22 protein-coding genes are annotated in these 24,558 nt (G+C 63.5%); 14 read left to right on the top strand and 8 right to left on the bottom strand.

Going from position 1 to position 24,558, the window contains the following annotated elements; genetic code table 11:
* Window positions 1-99 precede the first annotated feature (99 nt).
* The 7 genes from lpdA to sdhC all read right to left on the bottom strand — a co-directional run bounded on the left by lpdA (window position 100) and on the right by sdhC (window position 9,204).
* Entirely contained in the window at window positions 100-1,536 is a 1,437-nt protein-coding gene (gene lpdA, locus ACXHGZ_RS13600) for a dihydrolipoyl dehydrogenase (RefSeq protein ID WP_084854665.1), read from the bottom strand.
* Window positions 1,537-1,628: 92 nt separating this feature from the next.
* Window positions 1,629-2,843 carry a 2-oxoglutarate dehydrogenase complex dihydrolipoyllysine-residue succinyltransferase gene (gene odhB / locus ACXHGZ_RS13605; RefSeq protein ID WP_480460270.1) on the bottom strand — a complete coding sequence of 405 codons (1,215 nt, stop codon included), beginning with the start codon at window positions 2,841-2,843 and terminating at the stop codon, window positions 1,629-1,631.
* Between the two features lie 42 nt (window positions 2,844-2,885).
* Window positions 2,886-5,717 (bottom strand): 2-oxoglutarate dehydrogenase E1 component, encoded by a 2,832-nt coding sequence (locus tag ACXHGZ_RS13610; protein WP_224456326.1) that lies wholly within the window; start codon window positions 5,715-5,717, stop codon window positions 2,886-2,888.
* A gap of 246 nt (window positions 5,718-5,963) precedes the next feature.
* Complete coding sequence (locus tag ACXHGZ_RS13615) at window positions 5,964-6,668, bottom strand: succinate dehydrogenase iron-sulfur subunit (protein WP_196144745.1); 705 nt, start codon at window positions 6,666-6,668, stop codon at window positions 5,964-5,966.
* Between the two features lie 11 nt (window positions 6,669-6,679).
* The gene (sdhA, locus tag ACXHGZ_RS13620) at window positions 6,680-8,452 is read right to left on the bottom strand and encodes a succinate dehydrogenase flavoprotein subunit (protein ID WP_084854661.1); all 1,773 of its coding nucleotides are present in this window, start codon (window positions 8,450-8,452) and stop codon (window positions 6,680-6,682) included.
* Window positions 8,453-8,455: 3 nt separating this feature from the next.
* Window positions 8,456-8,824 carry a succinate dehydrogenase, hydrophobic membrane anchor protein gene (sdhD, locus tag ACXHGZ_RS13625; protein ID WP_224456327.1) on the bottom strand — a complete coding sequence of 123 codons (369 nt, stop codon included), beginning with the start codon at window positions 8,822-8,824 and terminating at the stop codon, window positions 8,456-8,458.
* A complete protein-coding gene (gene sdhC / locus ACXHGZ_RS13630; protein WP_172402947.1) occupies window positions 8,818-9,204 on the bottom strand; it encodes a succinate dehydrogenase, cytochrome b556 subunit in 387 nt (128 codons plus the stop codon). Before sdhC ends, sdhD begins: the two co-directional genes overlap by 7 nt.
* Before the next feature lie 351 nt (window positions 9,205-9,555).
* On the opposite strand from sdhC, the gene gltA reads away from it, so the two are divergent.
* Complete coding sequence (gene gltA, locus ACXHGZ_RS13635) at window positions 9,556-10,845, top strand: citrate synthase (RefSeq protein WP_084854659.1); 1,290 nt, start codon at window positions 9,556-9,558, stop codon at window positions 10,843-10,845.
* A 247-nt stretch (window positions 10,846-11,092) separates the two neighbouring features.
* Here gltA and ACXHGZ_RS13640 read toward each other — a convergent pair whose 3' ends face one another.
* Window positions 11,093-11,785 (bottom strand): alpha/beta family hydrolase, encoded by a 693-nt coding sequence (locus tag ACXHGZ_RS13640; RefSeq protein WP_480460271.1) that lies wholly within the window; start codon window positions 11,783-11,785, stop codon window positions 11,093-11,095.
* Window positions 11,786-11,835: 50 nt separating this feature from the next.
* Between ACXHGZ_RS13640 and ccoN (ACXHGZ_RS13645) the strand changes: the two genes are divergently transcribed.
* From ccoN (ACXHGZ_RS13645) to ACXHGZ_RS13705, 13 genes are all read left to right on the top strand, one after another.
* A complete protein-coding gene (ccoN, locus tag ACXHGZ_RS13645; protein ID WP_084854657.1) occupies window positions 11,836-13,260 on the top strand; it encodes a cytochrome-c oxidase, cbb3-type subunit I in 1,425 nt (474 codons plus the stop codon).
* 13 nt (window positions 13,261-13,273) lie between these two features.
* On the top strand, window positions 13,274-13,882 hold the full coding sequence (gene ccoO, locus ACXHGZ_RS13650; protein WP_084854656.1) for a cytochrome-c oxidase, cbb3-type subunit II: 609 nt from the start codon (window positions 13,274-13,276) through the stop codon (window positions 13,880-13,882).
* A 9-nt stretch (window positions 13,883-13,891) separates the two neighbouring features.
* Window positions 13,892-14,080 (top strand): cbb3-type cytochrome oxidase subunit 3, encoded by a 189-nt coding sequence (locus ACXHGZ_RS13655; RefSeq protein ID WP_084854742.1) that lies wholly within the window; start codon window positions 13,892-13,894, stop codon window positions 14,078-14,080.
* Window positions 14,080-15,021, top strand: a complete 942-nt coding sequence (ccoP, locus tag ACXHGZ_RS13660) for a cytochrome-c oxidase, cbb3-type subunit III (protein WP_480460272.1) — start codon at window positions 14,080-14,082, stop codon at window positions 15,019-15,021. Before ACXHGZ_RS13655 ends, ccoP (ACXHGZ_RS13660) begins: the two co-directional genes overlap by 1 nt.
* 518 nt (window positions 15,022-15,539) lie before the next feature.
* Window positions 15,540-16,982, top strand: coding sequence for a cytochrome-c oxidase, cbb3-type subunit I (gene ccoN / locus ACXHGZ_RS13665; protein ID WP_224456332.1), 1,443 nt, complete (start codon window positions 15,540-15,542; stop codon window positions 16,980-16,982).
* The gene (gene ccoO, locus ACXHGZ_RS13670; RefSeq protein WP_084854653.1) at window positions 16,982-17,590 is read left to right on the top strand and encodes a cytochrome-c oxidase, cbb3-type subunit II; all 609 of its coding nucleotides are present in this window, start codon (window positions 16,982-16,984) and stop codon (window positions 17,588-17,590) included. Before ccoN (ACXHGZ_RS13665) ends, ccoO (ACXHGZ_RS13670) begins: the two co-directional genes overlap by 1 nt.
* Window positions 17,591-17,595: 5 nt before the next feature.
* Window positions 17,596-17,793, top strand: coding sequence for a cbb3-type cytochrome oxidase subunit 3 (locus ACXHGZ_RS13675; protein ID WP_084854741.1), 198 nt, complete (start codon window positions 17,596-17,598; stop codon window positions 17,791-17,793).
* A complete protein-coding gene (gene ccoP / locus ACXHGZ_RS13680; protein WP_480460273.1) occupies window positions 17,790-18,770 on the top strand; it encodes a cytochrome-c oxidase, cbb3-type subunit III in 981 nt (326 codons plus the stop codon). The genes ACXHGZ_RS13675 and ccoP (ACXHGZ_RS13680) overlap by 4 nt, the downstream gene beginning before the upstream one ends.
* 356 nt (window positions 18,771-19,126) lie before the next feature.
* Window positions 19,127-20,542: a cytochrome c oxidase accessory protein CcoG gene (gene ccoG / locus ACXHGZ_RS13685; RefSeq protein WP_324812204.1), complete on the top strand. Its 1,416-nt coding sequence runs from the start codon at window positions 19,127-19,129 to the stop codon at window positions 20,540-20,542.
* A gap of 11 nt (window positions 20,543-20,553) precedes the next feature.
* A complete protein-coding gene (locus ACXHGZ_RS13690; protein WP_480460274.1) occupies window positions 20,554-21,084 on the top strand; it encodes a FixH family protein in 531 nt (176 codons plus the stop codon).
* 117 nt (window positions 21,085-21,201) lie between these two features.
* Entirely contained in the window at window positions 21,202-23,676 is a 2,475-nt protein-coding gene (locus tag ACXHGZ_RS13695; protein WP_480460275.1) for a heavy metal translocating P-type ATPase, read from the top strand.
* Window positions 23,655-23,870 carry a cbb3-type cytochrome oxidase assembly protein CcoS gene (gene ccoS, locus ACXHGZ_RS13700; protein ID WP_084854648.1) on the top strand — a complete coding sequence of 72 codons (216 nt, stop codon included), beginning with the start codon at window positions 23,655-23,657 and terminating at the stop codon, window positions 23,868-23,870. The genes ACXHGZ_RS13695 and ccoS overlap by 22 nt, the downstream gene beginning before the upstream one ends.
* Window positions 23,863-24,546, top strand: coding sequence for a sulfite exporter TauE/SafE family protein (locus tag ACXHGZ_RS13705; protein ID WP_480460276.1), 684 nt, complete (start codon window positions 23,863-23,865; stop codon window positions 24,544-24,546). The genes ccoS and ACXHGZ_RS13705 overlap by 8 nt, the downstream gene beginning before the upstream one ends.
* Window positions 24,547-24,558: the final 12 nt, after the last annotated feature.

Genomic DNA, 24,558 nt, shown 5'->3' on the forward strand with positions numbered 1-24,558 from the left:
TTTGCCCCGGGTTATCCCGGTGGCCCGGTCCGGCGGACGTTCCGCGGTGAGTCTTGCACGCAAGACCCACGACGGGCAGCCCGCCGTGGTTTCTTATAATTAACGCTTCTTACGGTTGGCCACGTGGATGGCACCGCCATTCACGGCCAGCGCGGCTTCATGCAGCGCCTCGGACAGGGTCGGATGGCTGAACACCATCATGCCCAGGTCTTCTGCGCTGGTACCGAATTCCATCGCGATCGCACCCTGCTGCACCAGTTCGGCAGCCGATGGGCCGATCACGTGAACGCCCAGTACGCGGTCGGTCTTGGCATCGGCGATGACCTTGACGAAACCACCGGTGTCGTTGGCAGCCATCGCACGGCCGCTGGCCGCGAACGGGAAGGTGCCCACGTTAACCTCAACGCCCTCGGCTTTCAACGCCTGTTCGGTCTTGCCGACCCACGCGATTTCCGGGTGGGTATAGATGACCGACGGGATCAGGTCGTAGTTCATCTGGGCTTTGTGGCCCTTGATGCGCTCGACGACCATGATGCCCTCTTCCGAAGCCTTGTGGGCCAGCATCAGGCCACGCACCACGTCACCGATGGCGTAGACGCCCGGTACGCTGGTGGCGCAGTGGTCATCGACGTAGATGTAGCCACGCTCGTCGATGGTCACGCCGCTGTCGGCGGCCAGCAGGTCGGTGGTCACAGGACGACGGCCGACGGCGACGATCAGCTTGTCGAAGACGATCTTCTGCTCGCCATTGGCGTCGGTGTAGGTGACTTCGACTTCTTCGCCGTTGACCTTCGAGCCGGTCACGCGGGCGCCCAGCTTGATGTCCAGGCCCTGCTTGGTCAGGGTCTTCTGGGCTTCCTTGGAAACCGCGGTGTCGGCGGCCATCAGGAAGGTATCCAGGGCTTCCAGGACGGTGACCTGGGCACCCAGGCGCGACCATACCGAACCCAGCTCCAGGCCGATCACGCCAGCGCCGATGACGCCCAGACGCTTGGGTACGGTCTGGAATTCCAGGGCGCCGGTGGAGTCGACGATGACTTTCTGGTCGACCGGAGCCGGCGGAATGTCGATCGGACGCGAACCGGAGGCCAGGATCACGTTCTCGGCTTCGATGACTTCGGTGGTGCCGTCGGGCTTGGTGACTTCGACCTTCTTGCCGGCCAGCAGTTTGCCGTGGCCCTGGATCGAGGTCACGCCGTTGGCCTTGAACAGGGTGGCGACGCCACCGGTCAGGTTCTTGACGATGCCAGCCTTGCGGCCAACCATCGCGGCGACGTCCATCTTCACTTCGCCAGTGGAGATACCGTGGACGTTGAAGCTCTCTTTGGCTTCCTTGTACTTCCAGGAGCTGTCCAGCAGGGCCTTGGAAGGAATGCAACCCACGTTCAGGCAGGTACCGCCCAGGGCCAGCTTGCCCTCGGCGTCGGTGTATTTCTCGATGCAGGCGGTCTTGAGGCCGAGCTGAGCAGCCTTGATCGCGGCCACGTAGCCGCCAGGACCTGCACCAATCACTACCACGTCGAATTTCTGGGTCATAAAAGATTCCTTTTAAGCTTCAAGCGGCAAGCCTCAAGCGGCAAGCGACGCACTCCCGAGGGGAGCAGCCACTTGCCGCTTGCAGCTGTGCGTTAGATGTCCAGCAGCAGACGAGCCGGGTCTTCCAGCAGGTTCTTGATGGTCACCAGGAAGGTTACCGCTTCCTTGCCGTCGATCAGGCGGTGGTCATAGGACAGCGCCAGGTACATCATCGGGCGAATGACCACTTGGCCATTGATCGCCATAGGACGCTGGATGATGTTGTGCATGCCCAGAATGGCCGCCTGCGGCGGGTTGACGATCGGGGTCGACATCATCGAGCCGAAGGTACCACCGTTGGTGATGGTGAAGGTACCGCCAGTCATCTCTTCGATGGCCAGCTTGCCTTCACGGGCCTTCTTGCCGAAGGTGGCGATGCCGTTCTCGATTTCGGCCAGCGACATCGACTCGGCGTTACGCAGGACCGGCACCACCAGGCCACGGTCGCTGGAGACGGCTACGCCGACGTCAGCGTAGCCGTGGTAGACGATGTCGTTACCGTCGATCGAGGCGTTGACTGCCGGGAAGCGCTTGAGCGCCTCGGTGGCGGCCTTGACGAAGAACGACATGAAGCCCAGGCGTACACCGTTGTGGGTCTTCTCGAACAGGTCCTTGTACTTCGAACGCAGGGCCATGACTTCGGTCATGTCCACTTCGTTGAAGGTGGTCAGCATGGCCATGTTCGACTGGGCTTCGACCAGGCGCTCGGCGATCTTGGCGCGCAGACGGGTCATCGGCACGCGCTTCTCGGTGCGATCGCCGGCGGCAGCGACTACAGGCGCGGCAGCAGCAGCGGCGGCAGGCTTGGCGGCGGCAGGTGCGGCCTTCTTGTTGGCGATGGCGGCAACCACGTCTTCCTTGGTCACGCGGCCACCCTTGCCGGTGCCGGCAACGGAAGCCAGGTCGATGCCGTTTTCTTCAGCCAGCTTGCGCGCGGCCGGGGCGGCAACCGGGTCGTCTTCGCCAGCGTCGGTGGCAGCGGCAGCCGGAGCAGCAGCGGCAGGCGCGGCAGCCGGAGCGGCAGCAGCGCCACCTTCAACGATCGAGCCCAGAACTTCGTCGGACAGGACGGTGTCGCCCTCGCCCTTGACGATGTCGCCCAGCACGCCATCGGCGGTGGCCAGCACTTCCAGGACGACCTTGTCGGTCTCGATGTCGACGATCAGTTCGTCACGCTTGACGGCTTCGCCCGGCTTCTTGTGCCAGGTGGCAACGGTGCCGTCGGCGACCGATTCCGGGAAGGTTGGGGCTTTGATCTCAATAGCCATTGTCAGTGTTTCCTTAAATTCGGTTTCAGGTGCGCGAAGGCGTTAGACAGTGAAGGCATCCTGCAGCAGTTTTTCCTGCTGCTCGGCGTGCATCGAGGCGTAACCACAGGCTGGCGCGGCGGAAGCGTCGCGGCCGGCGTACTCCAGGACCAGCGCCTTGTTGTGGCGGGTCAGGATGCGGCGCATGTGATGCTGGCTGCTGTACCAGGCGCCCTGGTTCATCGGTTCTTCCTGGCACCACACCGCATGCTTGAGGTTGGTGTACGGCGCCAGGATTTCCACCAGGTCGTCCTCAGGGAACGGATACAGCTGCTCGATACGCACGATGGCGATGTCTTCGCGGCCTTCGGCACGGCGCTTTTCCAGCAGGTCGTAGTAGACCTTGCCGCTGCACAGCACGAGGCGTTCGACCTTGGCCGGATCGAGGCTGTCGATTTCCGGGATCACGGTCTGGAACGAGCCTTCGGCCAGGTCTTCCAAGGTCGAGACGGCCAGCTTGTGGCGCAGCAGCGACTTCGGCGTCAGGACGATCAGCGGCTTGCGCAGCGGGCGGATGACCTGGCGGCGCAGCAGGTGATAGATCTGTGCCGGGGTGGTCGGTACGCACACCTGGATGTTGTGCTCGGCGCACAGCTGCAGGTAACGCTCCAGACGCGCGGAGGAGTGCTCCGGCCCCTGCCCTTCGTAACCGTGCGGCAGCAGCATGGTCAGGCCGCACAGACGGCCCCACTTGTGCTCGCCGCTGGTGATGAACTGGTCGATCACCACCTGGGCTCCGTTGGCGAAGTCACCGAACTGGGCTTCCCAGATCACCAGCGCGTTCGGCGTGGTGGTCGAGTAACCGTATTCGAAGGCCAGTACCGCTTCTTCCGACAGGAAGGAGTCGTACAGCTCGAACTTCGGCTGGCCCGGGAACAGGTTCTGCAGCGGTACGTAGGTGCTGGCGTCCTTCTGGTTGTGCAGCACCGCGTGGCGATGCGAGAAGGTGCCACGGCCGATGTCCTGGCCGGTCATGCGGATCGGGTGGCCTTCGAACTGCAGCGTGGCGTAGGCCATGGTCTCTGCATAACCCCAGTTGATCGGCAGGCCGCCGGCCTGCATCTTCTGGCGGTCTTCGTAGATCTTCGCCACCTGGCGCTGGACCACGAAGCCTTCCGGCAGCTCGAGCAGCTTGGCCGAGAGGTCCTGCAGGGTCTTGAGGTCGAAGCGGGTGTCGTGACGCGCGGTCCAGGCATGGCCCAGGTAGGGACGCCAGTCGACGAACAGCTCGCGGTTCGGCTCCTTGACCAGGCTCTTGACCACGTGCAGGCCGTTGTCCAGCGCGTTGCGGTACTCGTCGATCTTGGCCTGGGCACGCTCGGCGTCGATACGCCCGGCCTGGATCAGGGCCTCGGCGTACAGCTCGCGGGTGGTGCGCTGCTTGCTGATCTGCTGGTACATCAGCGGCTGGGTGCCGTTCGGCTCGTCGGCCTCGTTGTGGCCGCGACGACGGTAGCAGACCAGGTCGATGACCACGTCACGCTTGAACTGCATGCGGTAGTCGATGGCCAGCTGGGTCACGAACAGGACCGCTTCCGGATCATCGCCGTTCACGTGCAGGATCGGCGCCTGGATCATCTTGGCGACGTCGGTGGCGTACTCGGTGGAGCGCGAGTCCAGCGGGTTGGAGATGGTGAAACCAACCTGGTTGTTGATCACGATGTGCACGGTGCCGCCGGTCTTGAAACCGCGGGTCTGCGACATCTGGAAGGTTTCCATGACCACGCCCTGGCCAGCGAACGCGGCGTCGCCGTGGATCGAGATCGGCAGGACCTTGTCACCGACGGTGTCGTTGCGACGGTCTTGGCGGGCGCGAACCGAACCTTCCACCACCGGCGAGACGATTTCCAGGTGGGATGGGTTGAACGCCATGGCCAGGTGGACTTCGCCACCGGGGGTCATCACGTTGGAGGAGAAGCCCTGGTGATACTTCACGTCACCGGAGCCCAGCTCGTTCATCTTCTTGCCTTCGAACTCGTCGAACAGCTCGCGCGGGTTCTTGCCGAAGGTGTTGACCAGCACGTTGAGGCGGCCGCGGTGGGCCATGCCGATCACGACCTCCTTGGTGCCGTAGGAGCCGGAGCGCTGGATCATCTCGTCCAGCATCGGGATCAGGCTTTCGCCGCCCTCCAGGCCGAAACGCTTGGTGCCTGGGTACTTGGTGCCCAGGTATTTCTCCAGGCCTTCGCCTGCGGTGACGCGCTCGAGCAGGTGAGTCTGCACGTCGGCGGAGAATTCAGGACGGCCACGGACGCTTTCCAGGCGCTGCTGGAACCAGCTGCGCTGTTCGGAATCGACGATGTGGGTGAACTCGGCGCCGATGGTGCGACAATATGTCTTCTGCAGCGCATCGAAGATTTCGCGTAGGCTCGCTTCCTCTTTGCCGATGAACAGGTCACCGGTACGGAAGGTCGTATCAAGGTCGGCATTGGTCAAGCCGTAGTGATTGATCGACAGGTCTACGGGCGCAGGGCGCTGCCACAACCCCAACGGGTCGAGCTTGGCAGCCTGATGGCCGCGCATACGATAGGCCTGGATCAGTCGCAGAACTTCAACCTGCTTCTTCTCGTGTTCACTGCTCACGCTCCCGGCGGAAACCGGTTGGGCGCGGCGCTGGTTCTTTGCCAGCAGTACGAAATGGTCGCGGATTGTAGAGTGCGATACATCGGTAGCGGTGCTGCCGTCGGCGGGCAACTTCTGGAAGTAGGTGCGCCACTCTTCTGGCACAGCGTTAGGGTCGTGCAGGTAGAGCTCATAAAGCTCTTCCACATATGCAGCGTTACCACCTGAAAGGTGGGCGCTTTCCCACATGCGCTGCATCACGCTTTCTTGCATGCTTGGTCACCCTCGGTTAGGGGACTGATCGGCAAGAGCCACAGCAAACCTGGAAAAGTCCGAACACAGCGACTGAACCACGCCACCTGGATCCTGCAGATTTTCCGGGTACCAGCCCGGAAGCCCCTGCTGGTCTCATATCTTCATAGGTAATGAGCGCGGGCTTTGTGGGCCCTTGCTCGGGTTTTACCTCGGTGCGGGCTCAACGCCCGCACCTCGGCTTACTGCTGGTGCAACATTTTTGGATCAGGTGCCGCTTTGCAGCAGCATGTTACGTACGTGACCGATTGCCTTGGTCGGGTTCAGACCTTTCGGGCAAACGTTTACGCAGTTCATGATCCCGCGGCAGCGGAATACGCTGAACGGGTCATCCAGGGACGCCAGGCGCTCCTGGGTCTTGGTGTCACGGCTGTCGGCCAGGAAGCGATAGGCCTGCAGCAGAGCGGCGGGGCCCAGGAACTTGTCCGGGTTCCACCAGAACGACGGGCAGGAGGTCGAGCAGCAGGCGCACAGGATGCACTCGTACAGACCGTCCAGCTTGTCGCGGTCTTCCGGCGACTGCAGACGCTCGATGGCTGGGGCCGGGGTGTCGTTCTGCAGGAACGGCTTCACCTTCTCGTACTGCTTGTAGAAGATGCTCATGTCGACGACCAGGTCACGAATGACCGGCAGGCCCGGCAGAGGGCGCAGGACCAGCTTGTTGCCCTTGACCGCCGCCGACAGCGGGGTGATGCAGGCCAGGCCGTTCTTGCCGTTGATGTTCATGCCATCGGAGCCGCAAACGCCTTCACGGCAGGAGCGACGGTAGGAGAAGCCCTCGTCCTGCTCCTTGATCAATGCCAGCACGTCCAGGACCATCAGATCCTTGCCACCGGTGTCGACCTGGAAGGTCTGCATCTTCGGTGCCGAATCGGTGTCCGGGTTGTAACGATAAACTTCGACTTGCAACATAGCGGCCACCCTTAGTAAGTCCGGACTTTTGGTTCGAAGGCAGGAACTGTCTTCGGCGCAAAGTTGACGCCACGCTTGGCGACGCGCTTCTCACCCGGGTAGTACAGGGTGTGGCACAGCCAGTTCTCGTCGTCACGGTCTTCGTAGTCTTCACGGGCGTGAGCGCCGCGGGACTCTTTGCGGGCTTCGGCCGCGATGGCGGTCGCTTCAGCGACTTCCAGCAGGTTCTGCAGCTCCAGCGCTTCGATACGCGCGGTGTTGAAGGCCTGGGACTTGTCGTTGATCTTGACGTTGGCGATACGGTCGCGCAGGCCAGCCAGCTGCTCGATACCCTTCTGCATGTATTCGCCGGTACGGAATACACCGAAGTAGTTCTGCATGCAGCTCTGCAGCTCGCGCTTGAGGCTGGCAACGTCTTCGCCGGTGGTGCGCTCGTTGAGCTTGCTCAGGCGGTTCAGGGCAACATCGACGTCGGTGTCGCTGGCATCGCGGTACTCGACGCCTTCGGTCAGCGCCTTTTCCAGGTGCAGGCCGGCAGCACGGCCGAACACGACCAGGTCGAGCAGCGAGTTGCCGCCCAGGCGGTTGGCACCGTGGACCGATACGCACGCCACTTCACCTACGGCGAACAGGCCAGGAATGATCTGGTCGTTGCCTTGGGCGTCCATGGTGATGGCCTGGCCATGAATGTTGGTGGCAACGCCGCCCATCATGTAGTGACAGGTCGGGATGACCGGAACCGGGGCGACCACAGGGTCGACGTGGGCGAAGGTCTTGGACAGTTCACAGATACCTGGCAGGCGGCTGTGCAGCACTTCCTCGCCCAGGTGGTCCAGCTTCAGCAGTACGTGGTCCTTGTTCGGGCCCACGCCGTTGCCGGCGATGATTTCCTTGACCATGGAACGGGCGACCACGTCGCGGCCAGCCAGGTCCTTCGCGTTCGGCGCGTAACGCTCCATGAAGCGCTCGCCGTGGGCGTTGATCAGGTAGCCACCCTCACCGCGGCAACCTTCGGTGACCAGTACACCGGCGCCGGCGATGCCGGTCGGGTGGAACTGCCACATCTCGATGTCCTGCACCGGCACGCCGGCGCGCAGGGCCATGCCGACACCGTCGCCGGTGTTGATCAGGGCGTTGGTGGTGGAGGCGTAGATACGGCCCGCACCGCCGGTAGCCAGAACGGTAGCCTTGGACTTGATGTACATGGTCTCGCCGGTTTCGATGCAGATCGCGATCACACCGACGAAGGCGCCGTCCTGGTTCTTCACCAGGTCAACGGCGTAGTACTCGTTGAGGAAGGTGGTGCCCGCCTTCAGGTTGCCCTGATAGAGGGTGTGCAGCAGCGCGTGACCGGTACGGTCGGAGGCTGCGCAGGTACGGGCGGCCTGGCCACCCTTGCCGAAGTCCTTGGACTGGCCACCGAACGGACGCTGGTAGATACGGCCGGTTTCGGTACGGGAGAACGGCAGGCCCATGTGGTCCAGCTCGAAGACCGCGGCCGGGCCTTCCTGACACATGTATTCGATCGCGTCCTGGTCACCGATGTAGTCGGAGCCCTTGACGGTATCGTACATGTGCCAGCGCCAGTCGTCGTTCGGGTCGGCCGAAGCGATGGCGCAGGTGATGCCGCCCTGGGCGGAAACGGTGTGCGAACGGGTCGGGAACACCTTGGTGACCACGGCAGTCTTGTGACCGCCCTGGGCCAGCTGCAGCGCAGCGCGCATGCCGGCACCGCCACCACCGATGATGATGGCGTCGAAGGAAATCGTTGGAATTTTAGCCATGGATCAGATACCCCAGAGAATCTGCACACCCCAGACGAAGTAGGCGAACATCGCAACGCCGCATACAGCCTGGAACAGGAAACGAATCGCAGTCGCCGACTTGCCGAACGACATCGGCGTCAGGTAGTCGGTGGCAATGGTCCACATGCCGACCCAGGCGTGGGCGCCCAGGGCAACGAGTGCCAGCAGACTGAAGATTCGCATCGCGTTGTTGGAGAACAGACCGTGCCACTGGGCATAGTCGAGACCCGGGTGAACGGCGATGTAGCCGATCAGGAAGATGAAGTAAGCCGCGAGAACGACCGCAGATACGCGCTGCGCCATCCAGTCATAGAGGCCCGAACGCGACAGGTTCGTGACATTAGTTACCATACCCAAACTCCCGCCAGAACGATCAGCACCACGGAGATGACGATCACGATTTTCGAGCCCAGCTTGCCGCCTTCCAGCGTCTCACCGACGCCCATGTCCATGATCAGGTGACGAATGCCGGCCACCAGGTGATACAGCAGGCCGGACAGCAGGCCCCAGGTCACCAGCTTGGCCAGCGGGCTGGTCAGACACGCCTTCACCTCGGCAAAGCCTTCCTCGGAACCCAGCGACTTGCCCAGTGCATACAGCATGATGGCAAGGCCGAGGAACAGGATGACGCCGGAGATACGGTGAAGAATGGACGTGTATGCGGTGATCGGGAGTTTGATGGTCCTTAGGTCTAGGTTTACAGGTCGTTGGCTTTTCACGGCTTTTTTCACACTGAAGAGCCCCTAGCTAACAGGGCAAAGTTGTTGGTAAGTGTACTGGTCAGGTACCCACCACCCAGGGAGCGACGACCCCCAGCGGAACGGGCTTGCAAGCCCCTGGCGGTCGGTTGCGGAGTATAGACAGTTAGGCTGCTTATGACAACGTGAGGGGCTCGCCCAAATAGCGCATTGCCTTTAATGGATAAAAGGCGTAAATGGGCGACAATTTCGCGAAAAACCAGGGCTCAGAGGGCGTTTCAACCAGCCTTTAGGCAAATTGACATTCGAATTTATCCCTCTATAGTGGTGCGGGCCCTGCGTGGGGGGTCTGTCTGATGATTTCAAGCATTAATAGGAGGCCACATGGCTGACAAAAAAGCGCAGTTGGTCATCGAGGGCGCAGCCCCCGTCGAGCTGCCCATTTTAACCGGCACCGTTGGTCCCGATGTTATCGACGTCCGCGGGTTGGGGGCTACTGGTCACTTCACCTTCGACCCCGGTTTCATGGCGACCGCCTCGTGCGAATCGAAGATTACCTATATTGACGGCGACAAGGGTGTCCTGCTGCACCGCGGCTACCCCATCGAACAGCTCGCCGAAAAATCGGACTACCTGGAAACCTGCTACCTGCTGCTCAACGGCGAATTGCCCAATGCCGAGCAGAAGGCCCAGTTCGTCAGCACCGTGAAGAACCACACCATGGTTCACGAGCAGCTGAAATCCTTCTTCAACGGCTTCCGCCGCGACGCCCACCCGATGGCGGTGATGTGCGGCGTGGTCGGCGCCCTTTCGGCGTTCTATCACGACTCCCTGGACATCAACAACCCGCAGCACCGCGAAATCTCCGCGGTGCGCCTGGTCGCCAAGATGCCGACCCTGGCCGCGATGGTCTACAAGTACTCCATGGGCCAGCCGATGATGTACCCGCGTAACGACCTGTCGTACGCGGAGAACTTCCTGCACATGATGTTCAACACCCCGTGCGAGATCAAACCGATCAGCCCGGTACTGGCCAAGGCGATGGACCGGATCTTCATCCTCCATGCCGACCACGAGCAGAACGCCTCCACCTCCACCGTGCGCTTGGCGGGCTCCTCGGGTGCCAACCCGTTCGCCTGTATCGCTGCCGGCATCGCCGCGCTGTGGGGCCCTGCCCACGGTGGCGCCAACGAAGCCGTGCTGACCATGCTCGATGAAATTGGCGATGTCTCGAACATCGACAAGTACATCGCCAAGGCCAAGGACAAGAACGATCCGTTCAAGCTCATGGGCTTCGGTCACCGCGTGTACAAGAACCGCGACCCGCGCGCCACCGTGATGAAGCAGACCTGCGACGAAGTCCTGAGCGAACTGGGCATCAAGAACGACCCGCAGCTGGAACTGGCCATGCGCCTGGAAGAGATCGCCCTGACCGATCCATACTTCATCGAGCGCTCGCTGTACCCGAACGTCGACTTCTACTCGGGCATCATTCTCAAGGCGATCGGCATTCCGACCAGCATGTTCACCGTGATCTTCGCCCTGGCACGTACCGTGGGCTGGATCTCGCACTGGAAGGAAATGCTCTCCAGCCCGTACAAGATCGGCCGTCCGCGCCAGCTGTACACCGGCCACGAGCAGCGTGACATCGTTGACCTGAAGGACCGCAAGTAAGCGTTGCCCGGCAACACTGAACGCATCTTCCAAGAAGGCCACCCTTGCGGTGGCCTTTTTCATCGCCGGCAAGCCGGCTCCCACAGGTACGGCGATGTCCTTGAAACAGCGCAGGACAGGTGGAAACAACTGTCTTGAGTTGCTTGTCCGGCTATCGCTGGCAAGCCAGTTCCCCCGGTATGGCGGTATCCTTGAAACAGCGCAGGACAGGTGGGAGCCGGCTTGCCGGCGATAGGCCGCAACGCACCTACATCTGCAGAAACGCCGCCACCCGCTGCGCCGCCGCCTGCAGATGCTGCTCGTGGGTGAACCCCGACGCCTTCAACGGCTTGAGGTCGTGATCCCCGGCCGTCAGCCAGCAGATCTGGATCGAAGGCGAAAGCACATAACCCTCCACCGCCTCCCGGTTACCCAAGGCATCACGCTCCCCCTGGACGATCAAGGTACGCGTACGCAGCCCCGCCAGATGCTCGACCCGAGGCTTGTCAGGCTTGCCCACCGCATAGAACGGGTACCCCAGGCATACCAGGGCGTCAGCGCCCAGCTCATCGGCCAGAAGGCTCGCCATCCGCCCGCCCATGGACTTGCCGCCGATCGCCAGCGGCCCCGTGACCAATGGCCGCACCTGGGCATACACCTGGCGCCAGCAATCGAGCAGCACCGGCTGCGGATTGGGCGGTCGCTTGCCACCCCCAACGCGACGCTGCGCCATGTAGGGAAATTCGAAGCGCACAACCCCTACCCCTTGCTCCGCGAGGCTTTGCGCCATGTCCTCCATGAAACCGCTGTCCATCGGCGCGCCTGCGCCGTGGGCCAGGATCAGGCAGCCTTTGTAACCCTCCCTGCCCCCCACCCGAGGTGGATCGCAGCGCAAGCCTGAGACATTTCCCACCTGCGCCCATTGATCCCCGTCAATACCGGCAATGTGCCCATTACTCATGCTTCGCCTCGCTATCTAGCCTGCCTATAACCGTGGATGGGAACCCATACATGAACACAACCAGCAGTACCGCCTACAACTACAAGGTGGTCCGCCAATTCGCCATCATGACGGTGGTGTGGGGAATCGTCGGGATGGGGCTCGGCGTATTCATCGCCGCACAGCTCGTCTGGCCCGCCCTGAACCTCGACCTCCCGTGGACCAGCTTCGGCCGCCTGCGACCACTGCACACCAATGCGGTGATCTTCGCCTTCGGCGGCTGCGCCTTGTTCGCCACCTCCTATTATTCGGTGCAACGCACCTGCCAGACCACCCTGTTCGCGCCGCGCCTGGCGGCGTTCACGTTCTGGGGCTGGCAACTGGTGATCCTGCTGGCAGCCATTACCCTGCCACTGGGCTACACCAGCTCCAAGGAGTACGCCGAACTGGAATGGCCGATCGACATTCTGATCACCATCGTCTGGGTCGCCTACGCCGTGGTGTTCTTCGGCACGCTGATCAAGCGCAACACCAAGCACATCTACGTCGGCAACTGGTTCTACGGTGGCTTCATCCTCACCGTGGCGATGTTGCACATCGTCAACAACCTGGAGATGCCGGTCAGCCTGACCAAGTCCTACTCGCTGTACGCCGGCGCCACCGACGCGATGGTGCAATGGTGGTACGGCCACAACGCCGTGGGCTTCTTCCTGACCGCAGGCTTCCTGGGCATGATGTATTACTACGTGCCCAAGCAGGCCGAGCGCCCGGTGTATTCCTATCGCCTGTCGATCGTGCACTTCTGGGCGCTGATCACCCTGTACATCTGGGCCGGCCCGCACCATTTGCACTACACCGCGCTGCCTGACTGGGCGCAATCGCTGGGCATGATCATGTCGCTGATCCTGCTGGCCCCGAGCTGGGGCGGCATGATCAACGGCATGATGACCCTCTCCGGGGCCTGGCACAAACTGCGCAGCGACCCGATCCTGCGTTTCCTGGTGGTGTCGCTGGCCTTCTACGGCATGTCCACCTTCGAAGGCCCGATGATGGCCATCAAGACCGTCAACGCCCTCTCCCACTACACCGACTGGACCATCGGCCACGTCCATGCCGGCGCACTCGGCTGGGTGGCGATGATCTCCATCGGCGCGCTGTACCACACCATCCCGAAAGTGTTCGGCAAGGAGCGCATGTACAGCATCGGCCTGATCAACGCGCATTTCTGGCTGGCCACCATCGGCACCGTGCTGTACATCGCCTCGATGTGGGTCAACGGCATCGCCCAGGGCCTGATGTGGCGCGCGGTCAACGCCGACGGCACGCTCACCTATTCCTTCGTCGAGACCCTGGTGGCCAGCCACCCAGGCTTCATCGTCCGCTTCGTCGGCGGCGCGATCTTCCTCACCGGCATGCTGCTGATGGCCTGGAACACCTGGCGCACCGTGCGCGCACCAGCCACCGCCGCCGCCCCTGCGAACGCCCAGCTGGCCTGAGGAGAGAAGCCTGATGAAACACGAAGTCATCGAGAAAAACGTAGGCCTGCTGGCATTGTTGATGGTATTTGCCGTCAGCATCGGCGGCCTGACCCAGATCGTCCCGCTGTTCTTCCAGGACGTGACCAACAAGCCGGTCGAAGGCATGAAGCCCTATACCGCCCTGCAGCTCGAAGGCCGCGACATCTACATCCGCGAAGGCTGCGTGGGCTGCCACTCGCAGATGATCCGCCCGTTCCGCGCCGAGACCGAGCGCTACGGCCATTACTCGGTCGCCGGCGAAAGCGTCTGGGACCACCCGTTCCTGTGGGGTTCCAAGCGCACCGGGCCTGACCTGGCCCGCGTCGGTGGCCGCTACTCCGACGACTGGCACCGTGCGCACCTGTACAACCCGCGCAACGTCGTGCCCGAGTCGAAGATGCCGTCCTACCCGTGGCTGGTGGCGCAGAAGGTCGACAACAGCCATACCGACACCAAGATGCGCACCCTGCGCACGCTAGGCGTGCCCTACACCGACGAGGACATCGCCGGCGCCCGCGACGCGGTCAAGGGCAAGACCGAGATGGACGCCCTGGTGGCCTACCTGCAGGTGCTGGGCACCTCGATCAAGAACAAGAGGTAAGTGATGGAACTGTCATTGGATATCGGCATGATCCGCGGCCTGGGCACCCTGATGGTGATGATCGCCTTCATCGGCCTGAGCCTGTGGGTATTCAACCGTCGCCGCGACCGCGACTTCGCCGAAGCGCGCCTGCTGCCCTTCGTCGATGACCGCCTGCCCCCGGCCGGGCAGGAACCTGCCACAAGGAGTAACCGGTAATGACCACCTTCTGGAGTACGTACATCAGCGTACTGACCCTCGGCAGCCTCATCGGCCTGACCTGGCTGCTGCTCGGCACCCGCAAGGGCCAGAGCAGGAACACCACCGACCAGACCATGGGCCACAGCTTCGATGGCATCGAGGAATACGACAACCCACTGCCCAAGTGGTGGTTCTGGCTGTTCGTCGGCACCCTGGTGTTCGCGGTCGGCTACTTGATCCTCTACCCAGGCCTTGGCAACTGGAAAGGCGTTCTGCCGGGCTACGAGAATGGCTGGACCCAGGTCAACGAATGGCAGAAGGAGATGGACAAGGCCGATGCCAAGTTCGGGCCAATTTTCGCCAAGTATGCCGCCATGCCCGTGGAGGAAGTGGCCAAGGACCCGCAAGCCCTGAAGATGGGCAGCCGCCTGTTCGCCTCGAACTGCTCGGTGTGCCATGGCTCCGACGCCAAGGGCGCCTATGGCTTCCCCAACCTGACCGACAAGGACTGGCGTTGGGGTGGCGAGCCGGAGACCATCAAGGCCTCGATCATGGATGGGCGTCACGGCGTGATGCCGGGCTGGGCCGAGGTGATCGGCGAGCAGGGCGTAGCCGACGTGGCTGCTTTCGTGCTGACCAACCTGGACGGGCGCAGCCTGCCGGAAGGCGCCAAGGCCGACCCGGCCAAGGGCCAGGAGATCTTCGCCGCCAACTGCGTGGCCTGCCATGGCCCTGAGGGCAAAGGCACCCCAGCCATGGGCGCACCGGACCTGACCCACCCGCAGGCCTTCATCTACGGTTCGAGCTTCGCCCAGCTGCAGCAGACCATCCGCTACGGTCGCCAGGGCCAGATGCCGGCCCAGCGCGAGATCCAGGGTAACGACAAGGTCCACTTGCTCGCCGCCTATGTGTATAGCCTGTCGCAGGATGTCGGGTCCGAAACCGTGTCCGCCAAGTAACACCCTTCACGGGTAAACCCGCCCCCACAAGGATCACCGCTGTCCCAGTGGGAGCGGGTTTACCCGCGAAAATCCCGCCGAAGTGCCAGGACGAACCGCATCCGTCAATGGCCTCAGCACTGCCCTCCCCGCCTCATCCCTCCTTGCACCCCCTCTGAACGGAACTAAGCTTGTTGCCACAGCAGCCTCGCTTATCGCGAGACGCTCTGGCACGGCGTGGGGCCTGACGCCGTGCAACGTCTTCGACCTCGATCACCCGCGGCCCTGGAAGCCCGTTCCGCACTCCAAGGCCTGCACAGAAAAAGCTTGACCGATCGATCAGAAAAAGGCGAAAAACGGTACACATTACAAACATTTATTTGTGTACAATCATCCAGCCCCTAAACCGCGGGACGGTGGTGGAAAGGGCCTGGACACGGGTCGGCGCAGGTATCCTTGCGTTGCCATAACCCTGGTGGTTATCGATACTGGCGCCGATTTTCGACCAACAAGAACACCCTAAACCGTGGAACCTTAGAATGAGCACTGTAATCAGTCCGACTGCTTATAACTATAAGGTCGTCCGCCAGTTCGCCATCATGACGGTGGTCTGGGGGATCCTTGGCATGGGGCTCGGCGTCTTCATCGCCTCGCAACTGGTATGGCCCCAGCTGAACCTGGACCTGCCATGGACGAGCTTCGGCCGCCTTCGCCCGCTGCACACCAACCTGGTGATCTTCGCCTTCGGGGGTTGCGCACTGTTCGCCACCTCCTACTACGTCGTGCAGCGCACCTGCCAGACCCGGCTGATCTCCGACAGCATGGCCGCCTTCACCTTCTGGGGTTGGCAGGCGGTGATCGTCGGCGCCCTGATCACCCTGCCGATGGGCTACACCACCACCAAGGAATACGCCGAGCTCGAATGGCCGCTGGCGATTCTCCTGGCCATCGTCTGGGTCACCTACGGCCTGGTGTTCTTCGGCACCATCGTCAAGCGCAAGACCAAGCACATCTACGTCGGCAACTGGTTCTACGGTGGCTTCATCGTGGTCACGGCGATGCTGCACATCGTCAACCACATGTCCCTGCCGGTCAGCTGGTTCAAGTCGTACTCGGCCTACTCCGGCGCCACCGACGCAATGATCCAATGGTGGTACGGGCACAACGCCGTGGGCTTCTTCCTGACCACCGGCTTCCTGGGGATGATGTACTACTTCGTGCCCAAGCAGGCCGAACGCCCGATCTACTCCTATCGCCTGTCGATCGTGCACTTCTGGGCGCTGATCACCCTGTACATCTGGGCCGGCCCGCACCATTTGCACTACACCGCGCTGCCTGACTGGGCGCAGTCGCTGGGCATGGTGATGTCGATCATCCTGCTGGCCCCGAGCTGGGGCGGCATGATCAACGGCATGATGACCCTCTCTGGCGCCTGGCACAAACTGCGCACCGACCCGATCCTGCGTTTCTTGGTGGTGTCGCTGGCCTTCTACGGCATGTCCACCTTCGAAGGCCCGATGATGGCCATCAAGACGGTCAACTCGCTGTCGCACTACACCGACTGGACCATCGGCCACGTCCACGCCGGCGCCCTCGGCTGGGTGGCGATGATTTCCATCGGCTCGGTCTACCACATGATTCCCAAGCTCTACGGCCGCCAGCAGATGCACAGCGTCGGCCTGATCAACGCGCACTTCTGGCTGGCGACCATCGGCACCGTGCTGTACATCGCCTCGATGTGGGTCAACGGCATCACCCAGGGCCTGATGTGGCGCGCCATCAACGACGACGGCACCCTCACCTATTCCTTCGTCGAAGCCCTCCAGGCCAGCCACCCGGGTTACATCGTCCGCGCCCTGGGCGGTGCGTTCTTCGCCTCCGGCATGCTGCTGATGGCCTACAACGTCTACCGCACCGTCCGCGCCTCGAAGCCGGCCGAAGCTGAGGAAGCCGCCAAGATCGTCGTCGTGGGAGCTCACTGATGAAACACGAAGCAGTCGAGAAGAATATCGGCCTGCTGGCCTTCTTCATGGTCATCGCCGTCAGCATCGGCGGCCTGACCCAGATCGTCCCGCTGTTCTTCCAGGACGTGACCAACAAGCCGGTCGAAGGCATGAAGCCCCGAACCGCGCTGGAGCTCGAAGGCCGCGACATCTACATCCGCGAAGGTTGCGTGGGCTGCCACTCGCAGATGATCCGCCCGTTCCGCGCCGAGACCGAGCGTTACGGCCATTACTCGGTCGCTGGCGAGAGCGTCTGGGACCACCCGTTCCTGTGGGGCTCCAAGCGTACCGGGCCTGACCTGGCTCGCGTCGGTGGCCGCTACTCCGACGACTGGCACCGCGCACACCTGTACAACCCGCGCAACGTCGTGCCCGAGTCGAAGATGCCGTCCTACCCCTGGCTGGTAGAGAACAAGCTCGACGGCAAGGATACGCCGAAGAAGATGGAAGTCCTGCGCACCCTGGGCGTGCCCTACACCGACGAGGACATCGCCGGCGCCCGCGACGCGGTCAAGGGCAAGACCGAGATGGACGCCATCGTGGCGTACCTGCAAGGCCTTGGCACCATCATCAAGAGCAAGCGGTGACACTGATGGATATCGGGATGATTCGCGGCCTGGGCACCGTCGTGGTGATGGTGGCCTTCGTTGGCCTGGCGCTGTGGGTGTTCAACCCACGGCGCAAGAAGGAGTTCGACGAGGCGACCCGGTTGCCGTTCGCCGATGACCCCGAGGCCAGCCAGCACGTCGAGCAAGCGCAAGCGAAAGCTTCTAGGAGCAACGAACAATGACAACCTTCTGGAGTCTGTACGTCACCGTCCTGACCCTGGGCACCATCTTCTCTCTGACCTGGCTGTTGCTTTCCACCCGCAAGGGCCAGCGCGAGGAAGCGACCGACGAGACCGTCGGCCATGCCTTCGACGGTATCGAGGAATACGACAACCCGCTGCCCAAGTGGTGGTTCTGGCTGTTCGTCGGCACCATCGTGTTCGCCCTGGGCTACCTGGTGCTGTACCCGGGCCTGGGTAACTGGAAAGGCATCCTGCCCGGCTACCAGTACCTGGATAACGAGAAGAAGACCGAGTTCAGCAACGGCCAGCCGGGCTGGACCGGCGTGCACGAGTGGGAAAAGGAAATGGCCAAGGCCGACGCCCGCTTCGGGCCGATCTTCGCCAAGTTCGCCGCCATGCCCATCGAGGAAGTGGCCAAGGACCCGCAAGCACTGAAGATGGGCGGCCGCCTGTTCGCCTCCAACTGCTCGGTGTGCCACGGTTCTGACGCCAAGGGTGCCTACGGCTTCCCCAACCTGACCGACAACGATTGGCGCTGGGGCGGCGAGCCGGAGACCATCAAGACCACCATCATGAATGGTCGCCATGGCGTGATGCCAGCCTGGGCCGAAGTGCTCGGCGAGCAGGGCGTGGCCGACGTGGCCGCCTTCGTGCTGACCAACCTGGACGGGCGCAGCCTGCCGGAAGGCGCCAAGGCCGACCCGACCAATGGCCAGAAGCTCTTCGCCGCCAACTGCGTGGCCTGCCACGGGCCTGAAGGCAAAGGCACCCCGGCCATGGGCGCGCCGAACCTGACCCACCCACAGGCGTTCATCTACGGCTCGAGCTTCGCCCAACTGCAACAGACCATCCGCTACGGTCGCCAGGGCCAGATGCCGGCCCAGGCGCAGATGCAGGGCAACGACAAGGTCCACCTGCTGGCGGCCTATGTCTACAGCCTTTCGCACCAGGAACAGGAAACGGCCAAGGCCGAGTGAGTGTGTGACCCAGGCCCCGCCAGTGACCCTGCCGGGGCCTTTTTCTTGAGCAGGGGTTCCGGCGCTATCGCCGGCAAGCCTCACCTGCCCCACGCTGTTTTCAGAGACACCGCCATAACCTGTGGGAGCCGGCATGCCGGCGATGAAGCCAGACAATTCAACCCTTGATGACCTGGATCAATTGACAGCTGCCACTACACGATCCAATCCATAAACCCAATGCGACTAAAGGTCGCGGCGCGCTCCCTGCCTGCCAGCACAGGCGTATCATGGGCCGCAGAGCGCTAGCAGAATGCGTAGGACTGCGGCCGGCAGGTACTGGCCGCGGCATTTCTCCACTGCCGTGGGACACGATGATGAGCAAGCAAATTCCGGTACATGATGTCACCCCGCCCGCCAAGAAAGGCCAGGAATCCCTCGACCTCTATGCCTCCCGGGAAAAGATCTACACCCGTGCCTTCACCGGCGTGTTCCGCAGGCTGCGGATGGTCGGCGGAGCCATCCTGTTCCTGCTCTACTTCGGCACCGTGTGGCTGAACTGGGGCGACCACCAGGCCGTGTGGTGGAACCTGCCCGAGCGCAAGTTCTACATCTTCGGCGCTACCATCTGGCCCCAGGACTTCATCCTGCTCTCGGGCCTGTTGATCGTCGCCGCCTTCGGCCTGTTCTTCATCACCGTGTTCGCCGGGCGCGTGTGGTGCGGCTATACCTGCCCGCAAAGCGTCTGGACCTGGATCTTCATGTGGTGCGAGAAAGTCACCGAGGGCGACCGCAACCAACGCATGAAGCTGGACAAGGCGCCGATGAGCGGCAACAAGCTGTTGCGCAAGACCGCCAAGCACAGCCTGTGGCTGCTGATCGGCTTCGTCACCGGTATGACCTTCGTCGGCTATTTCTCGCCGATCCGCGAACTGGTCGGCGAATTCTTCACCGGCCAGGCCGATGGCTGGGCCTATTTCTGGGTCGGTTTCTTCACCCTCGCCACCTATGGCAATGCTGGCTGGTTGCGTGAACAGGTGTGCGTGCATATGTGCCCCTACGCGCGCTTCCAGAGCGTGATGTTCGACAAGGACACCCTGATCGTTTCCTACGACCCGCGCCGCGGCGAAACCCGCGGGCCACGCAAGAAGGACATGGACTACAAGGCCAAGGGCCTGGGCGACTGCATCGACTGCACCATGTGCGTGCAGGTCTGCCCGACCGGCATCGATATCCGCGACGGCCTGCAGATCGAATGCATCGGCTGCGCGGCGTGCATCGACGCCTGCGACAACATCATGGAGAAGATGAACTACCCCAAGGGCCTGATCAGCTATACCACCGAACACAACCTGTCCGGGCAGAAGACCCACATGTTGCGCCCGCGCCTGATCGGCTATGCCCTGGTGCTGCTGGTGATGATCGGCCTGCTGGTCACCGCATTCGCCACCCGCTCGCTGGTGGGCTTCGATGTCAGCAAGGACCGCGTGCTATATCGCGAGAACGCCCAGGGGCGGATCGAGAACGTGTACAGCCTCAAGGTCATGAACAAGGACCAGCGCGACCACGTATACGTGCTCGACGCCGCCGGCCTGCCCGGCCTGCAGCTCGAAGGACACCGCGAGGTGCGTGTCGCCGCCGGCGATATCGTCAGCCTGCCGGTGCAATTGTCGGTCGCGCCCGAGCAATTGCCTTCGACCACCAACGAAATCACCTTCATCCTCAGGGACGCCGACGACAGCGCCACCCAGGTTGAAGCCAAGAGCCGCTTCATCGGCCCGCAAATCCGCTGAGAGAGAACGACATGCCTGCCGCAACCGCCGCCAGCCCCTGGTACAAGCATCTCTGGCCCTGGATCATCATCGGCATCCTGACCACTTCGGTGTGCCTGAGCCTGGCCATGGTCAGCATTGCCGTACGCAACCCCGACAACCTGGTGAACGACAACTACTACGAGGCTGGCAAGGGCATCAACCGCTCTCTGGACCGCGAGTTGCTGGCCCAGACCCTCAACCTCAAGGCGAGCGTGCACCTGGACGAGCTGACCGGCGAAGTCCAGGTACGCCTGAGCGGCGACAGCGACCCACAAGCGCTGGAACTGAACCTGATCTCGCCGACCCAGCCGGAACGCGACCGCAAGGTACAACTGACCCGTACCGAACCTGGCCGTTATGTCGGCCAGCTGGAAGACAAGGTAGAAGGCCGACGCTTCGTGGAACTGCTGGGCAGCCAGGACGGCCGCGTGTGGCGGCTGTTCGAGGAGGAGAAGGTCGCCCATGGGGTGAACCTGGAACTGGGCGATGAAGCCCTGCAAGGTGCCGAGCACCAGGAATGACCTGGGCGCGTTGCGCCCCTTTCGCGGCACAAGGCCGTGTGCTCCTGTAGGAGCGGGCTTGCCCGCGATGGGCGGCATAGCCGCCCCAGCAATCCAATGGCATAAGACATCATCACAATGACCTCCCCTACCCCCTGCTACCACTGCGCCCTGCCCGTCCCCGCCGGCAGCCGCTTCACCGCCGTGGTCCTCGGTGAACCGCGGTCGTTCTGCTGCCCAGGCTGCCAGGCCGTGGCCGAGTCGATCGTGGCCGGTGGCCTGGAGAGCTACTACCAGCACCGCAGCGACACCAGCGCCAACCCAGAAGCCCTGCCACGCCAGTTGCAGGACGAGCTGGCGCTCTACGACCGCGCCGATGTGCAGCAGGGCTTCGTCCGCCAGCAGGGCGAGCTTCGCGAAACCACGCTGATGATCGAAGGCATCAGCTGCGCCGCCTGTGGCTGGCTGATCGAGAAACACTTGCGCAACCTGCCGGGCGTGGCCGAGGCGCGCCTGAACCTGTCCAATCATCGCCTGCTGGTGGCCTGGGACGATCGCCGGGTACCGCTCTCGCACCTGCTGGCCGAGCTGCGCCAGATCGGCTACGCCGCTCACCCCTACCAGCCCGACCAGGCCGCCGAGCAACTGGCCCGGGAGAACCGCAGCGCCCTGCGTCGCCTGGGCGTGGCGGGCCTGCTGTGGTTCCAGGCGATGATGGCGACCATGGCCACCTGGCCCGAATTCAACATCGACCTGAGCCCCGAGCTGCATACCATCCTGCGCTGGGTCGCGCTGTTCCTGACCACCCCCATCGTTTTCTACAGTTGCGCACCGTTCTTCAAGGGCGCCGCCCGCGACCTGCGCACCCGCCACCTGACCATGGACGTCTCGGTATCGCTGGCCATCGGCCTGGCCTACGGCGCCGGAATCTGGACAGCCATGACCGGCAGCGGCGAGCTGTATTTCGACACGGTCGGCATGTTCGCCCTGTTCCTGCTCACCGGCCGCTACCTGGAACGCCGTGCCCGGGAGCGCACCGCCGCCGCCACTGCCCAGCTGGTCAACCTGCTACCGGCCTCGTGCCTGCGCCTGGATGCCGCCGGGCACAGCGAGCGCATCCTGCTGGCGGACTTGCGCCAAGGTGATCGGGTGCAGGTGCTGCCCGGCGCGGTGATCCCGGCCGATGGCCGCATCGTCGACGGCCGCTCCAGCATCGACGAGTCGCTGCTGACCGGCGAATATCTGCCCTTGGCGCGCCAGGCCGGCGACCGCGTCACCGGCGGCACGCTGAACGTCGAAAGCACCCTGACCGTGGAAGTCGAGGCGCTGGGCCAGGACTCGCGCCTCTCGGCCATCGTCCGCCTGCTCGAACGGGCCCAGTCGGAAAAACCCCGGCTGGCCGAGATCGCCGACCGAGCCTCCCAGTGGTTCCTGCTGTTCACGCTGGTGGCCAGTGTCGCCATTGGCTTGCTGTGGTGGCAGGTCGACGCGCCCCGAGCGTTCTGGATCGTCCTGGCCATGCTGGTGGCAACCTGCCCATGTGCGCTGTCCCTGGCCACGCCCACCGCCCTCACCGCAGCCACCGGCACCCTGCACCGGCTAGGCTTGCTGGTAACACGCGGTCATGTACTCGAGGGCCTGAACCAGATCGACACGGTGATCTTCGACAAGACCGGCACACTGACCGAAGGCCGCCTGGCCCTGCGCAGCATCCACCCGCTGGGCGCCTTGCCCGCCGATCGTTGCCTGGCCCTGGCCGCCGCGCTCGAAAACCGCTCGGAACACCCGATCGCACGTGCCTTCGGTCGTGCCGCCACGGCCGCCGAAGATGTCCAGACGGTGCCTGGGCTGGGCCTTGAGGGGCAGTTCGAAGGCGAGCGCCTGCGCATCGGCCAGGCCACATTCGTCTGCGCCTTGAGCGGCGCGCCCGTGCCGAGCGTGCCGCAACCGCGTGGCCAATGGCTGTTGCTGGGCGATAGCCAGGGCCCCCTGGCCTGGTTCGGCCTCGATGACCGCCTGCGCGAGGATGCCCCTGCCCTGCTGGCTGCCTGCAAAGCGCGAGGGTGGAAGACGCTGCTGCTGTCCGGCGACAGTTCGCCGATGGTTGCCGAAGTGGCGACGCAACTGGGCATCGAGCAGGCTATCGGCGGCCTACGCCCGGACGACAAGCTGGACCGCCTCAAGGCCTTGCAGGCCGAAGGCCACAAGGTGCTGATGCTGGGTGATGGTGTCAACGACGTGCCAGTGCTGGCCGCCGCCGACATCAGCATCGCCATGGGATCGGCCACGGACCTGGCCAAGACCTGCGCCGACGCGGTGCTGTTGTCAAACCGCCTCGAAGCGCTGGTGCAGGCCTTCGAGCTGGCCCGTCGTACCCGCCGCAACATCCTCGAGAACCTGCTCTGGGCGACCCTGTATAATGGCCTCATGTTGCCGTTCGCCGCCCTGGGCTGGATCACGCCGGTCTGGGCGGCCATCGGCATGTCGGTCAGCTCGCTGATCGTGGTCCTCAACGCCCTGCGCCTGACCCGCCTGCCCAGCGCAGCGGGCCTGGCCGCACACGAGCCCTCGACACCCGGAAGGAAACCGCTATGCCCGCCCTCTACGTCATGATCCCAGCGGCCCTGCTGATCGTAGGCGTGGCCGTGTACATCTTCTTCTGGGCAGTGGACAGTGGCCAGTACGACGACCTCGACAGCCCGGCCCACAGCATCCTGTTCGATGACCAGGACCCGCGCCACCAGGCTGCCGTGAAACCTGACCAGGCCCCCGCCGAAGAAGACAAGGATTCCAAACCACGTGCCTGACCTGCTCCCGCTCCTCGGCTCGGCGCTGGTCCTGGGCCTGCTTGGCGGCGGCCACTGCCTGGGCATGTGCGGCGGCCTGATGGGCGCCCTGACCCTCGCCATCCCGCCCGAGCAACGCGGCCGACGCCTGCGCCTGCTGCTGGCCTACAACCTGGGGCGCATCCTCAGCTACGCCACTGCCGGCCTGGTGCTGGGCCTTGCCGGCGTGGCGCTGGCCAGCAGCCCATTGGCCCAAGGGCTGCGCGTGGTAGCCGCGCTGTTGCTCATTGCCATGGGGCTGTACCTGGCCGGCTGGTGGAGCGGCCTGACGCGTATCGAAGCGCTTGGCCGCGGCCTGTGGCGGCATGTGCAACCGCTTGCGACGCGCTTGCTGCCGGTATCGAGCCTGCCCCGTGCCCTGTTGCTTGGTGCCCTGTGGGGCTGGCTGCCGTGCGGCCTGGTCTACAGCACGCTGCTGTGGGCGGCCAGCCAGGGCAATGCGGCCCACAGTGCCGTGCTGATGCTGGCGTTCGGGCTTGGGACCTGGCCTGTGCTGGTAGCCACAGGCCTTGCCGCCGAGCGTGTCGGCGCTGTGCTGCGCAAGCGTGGCGTGCGCATGGCGGGCGGGTTGCTGGTGATCCTGTTCGGCCTGTGGACGCTGCCAGGGCCGCATCAGCATTGGTTGATGGGGCATTGATCGGGGTCGCTA

The organism is Pseudomonas shiyinii (assembly GCF_056725765.1).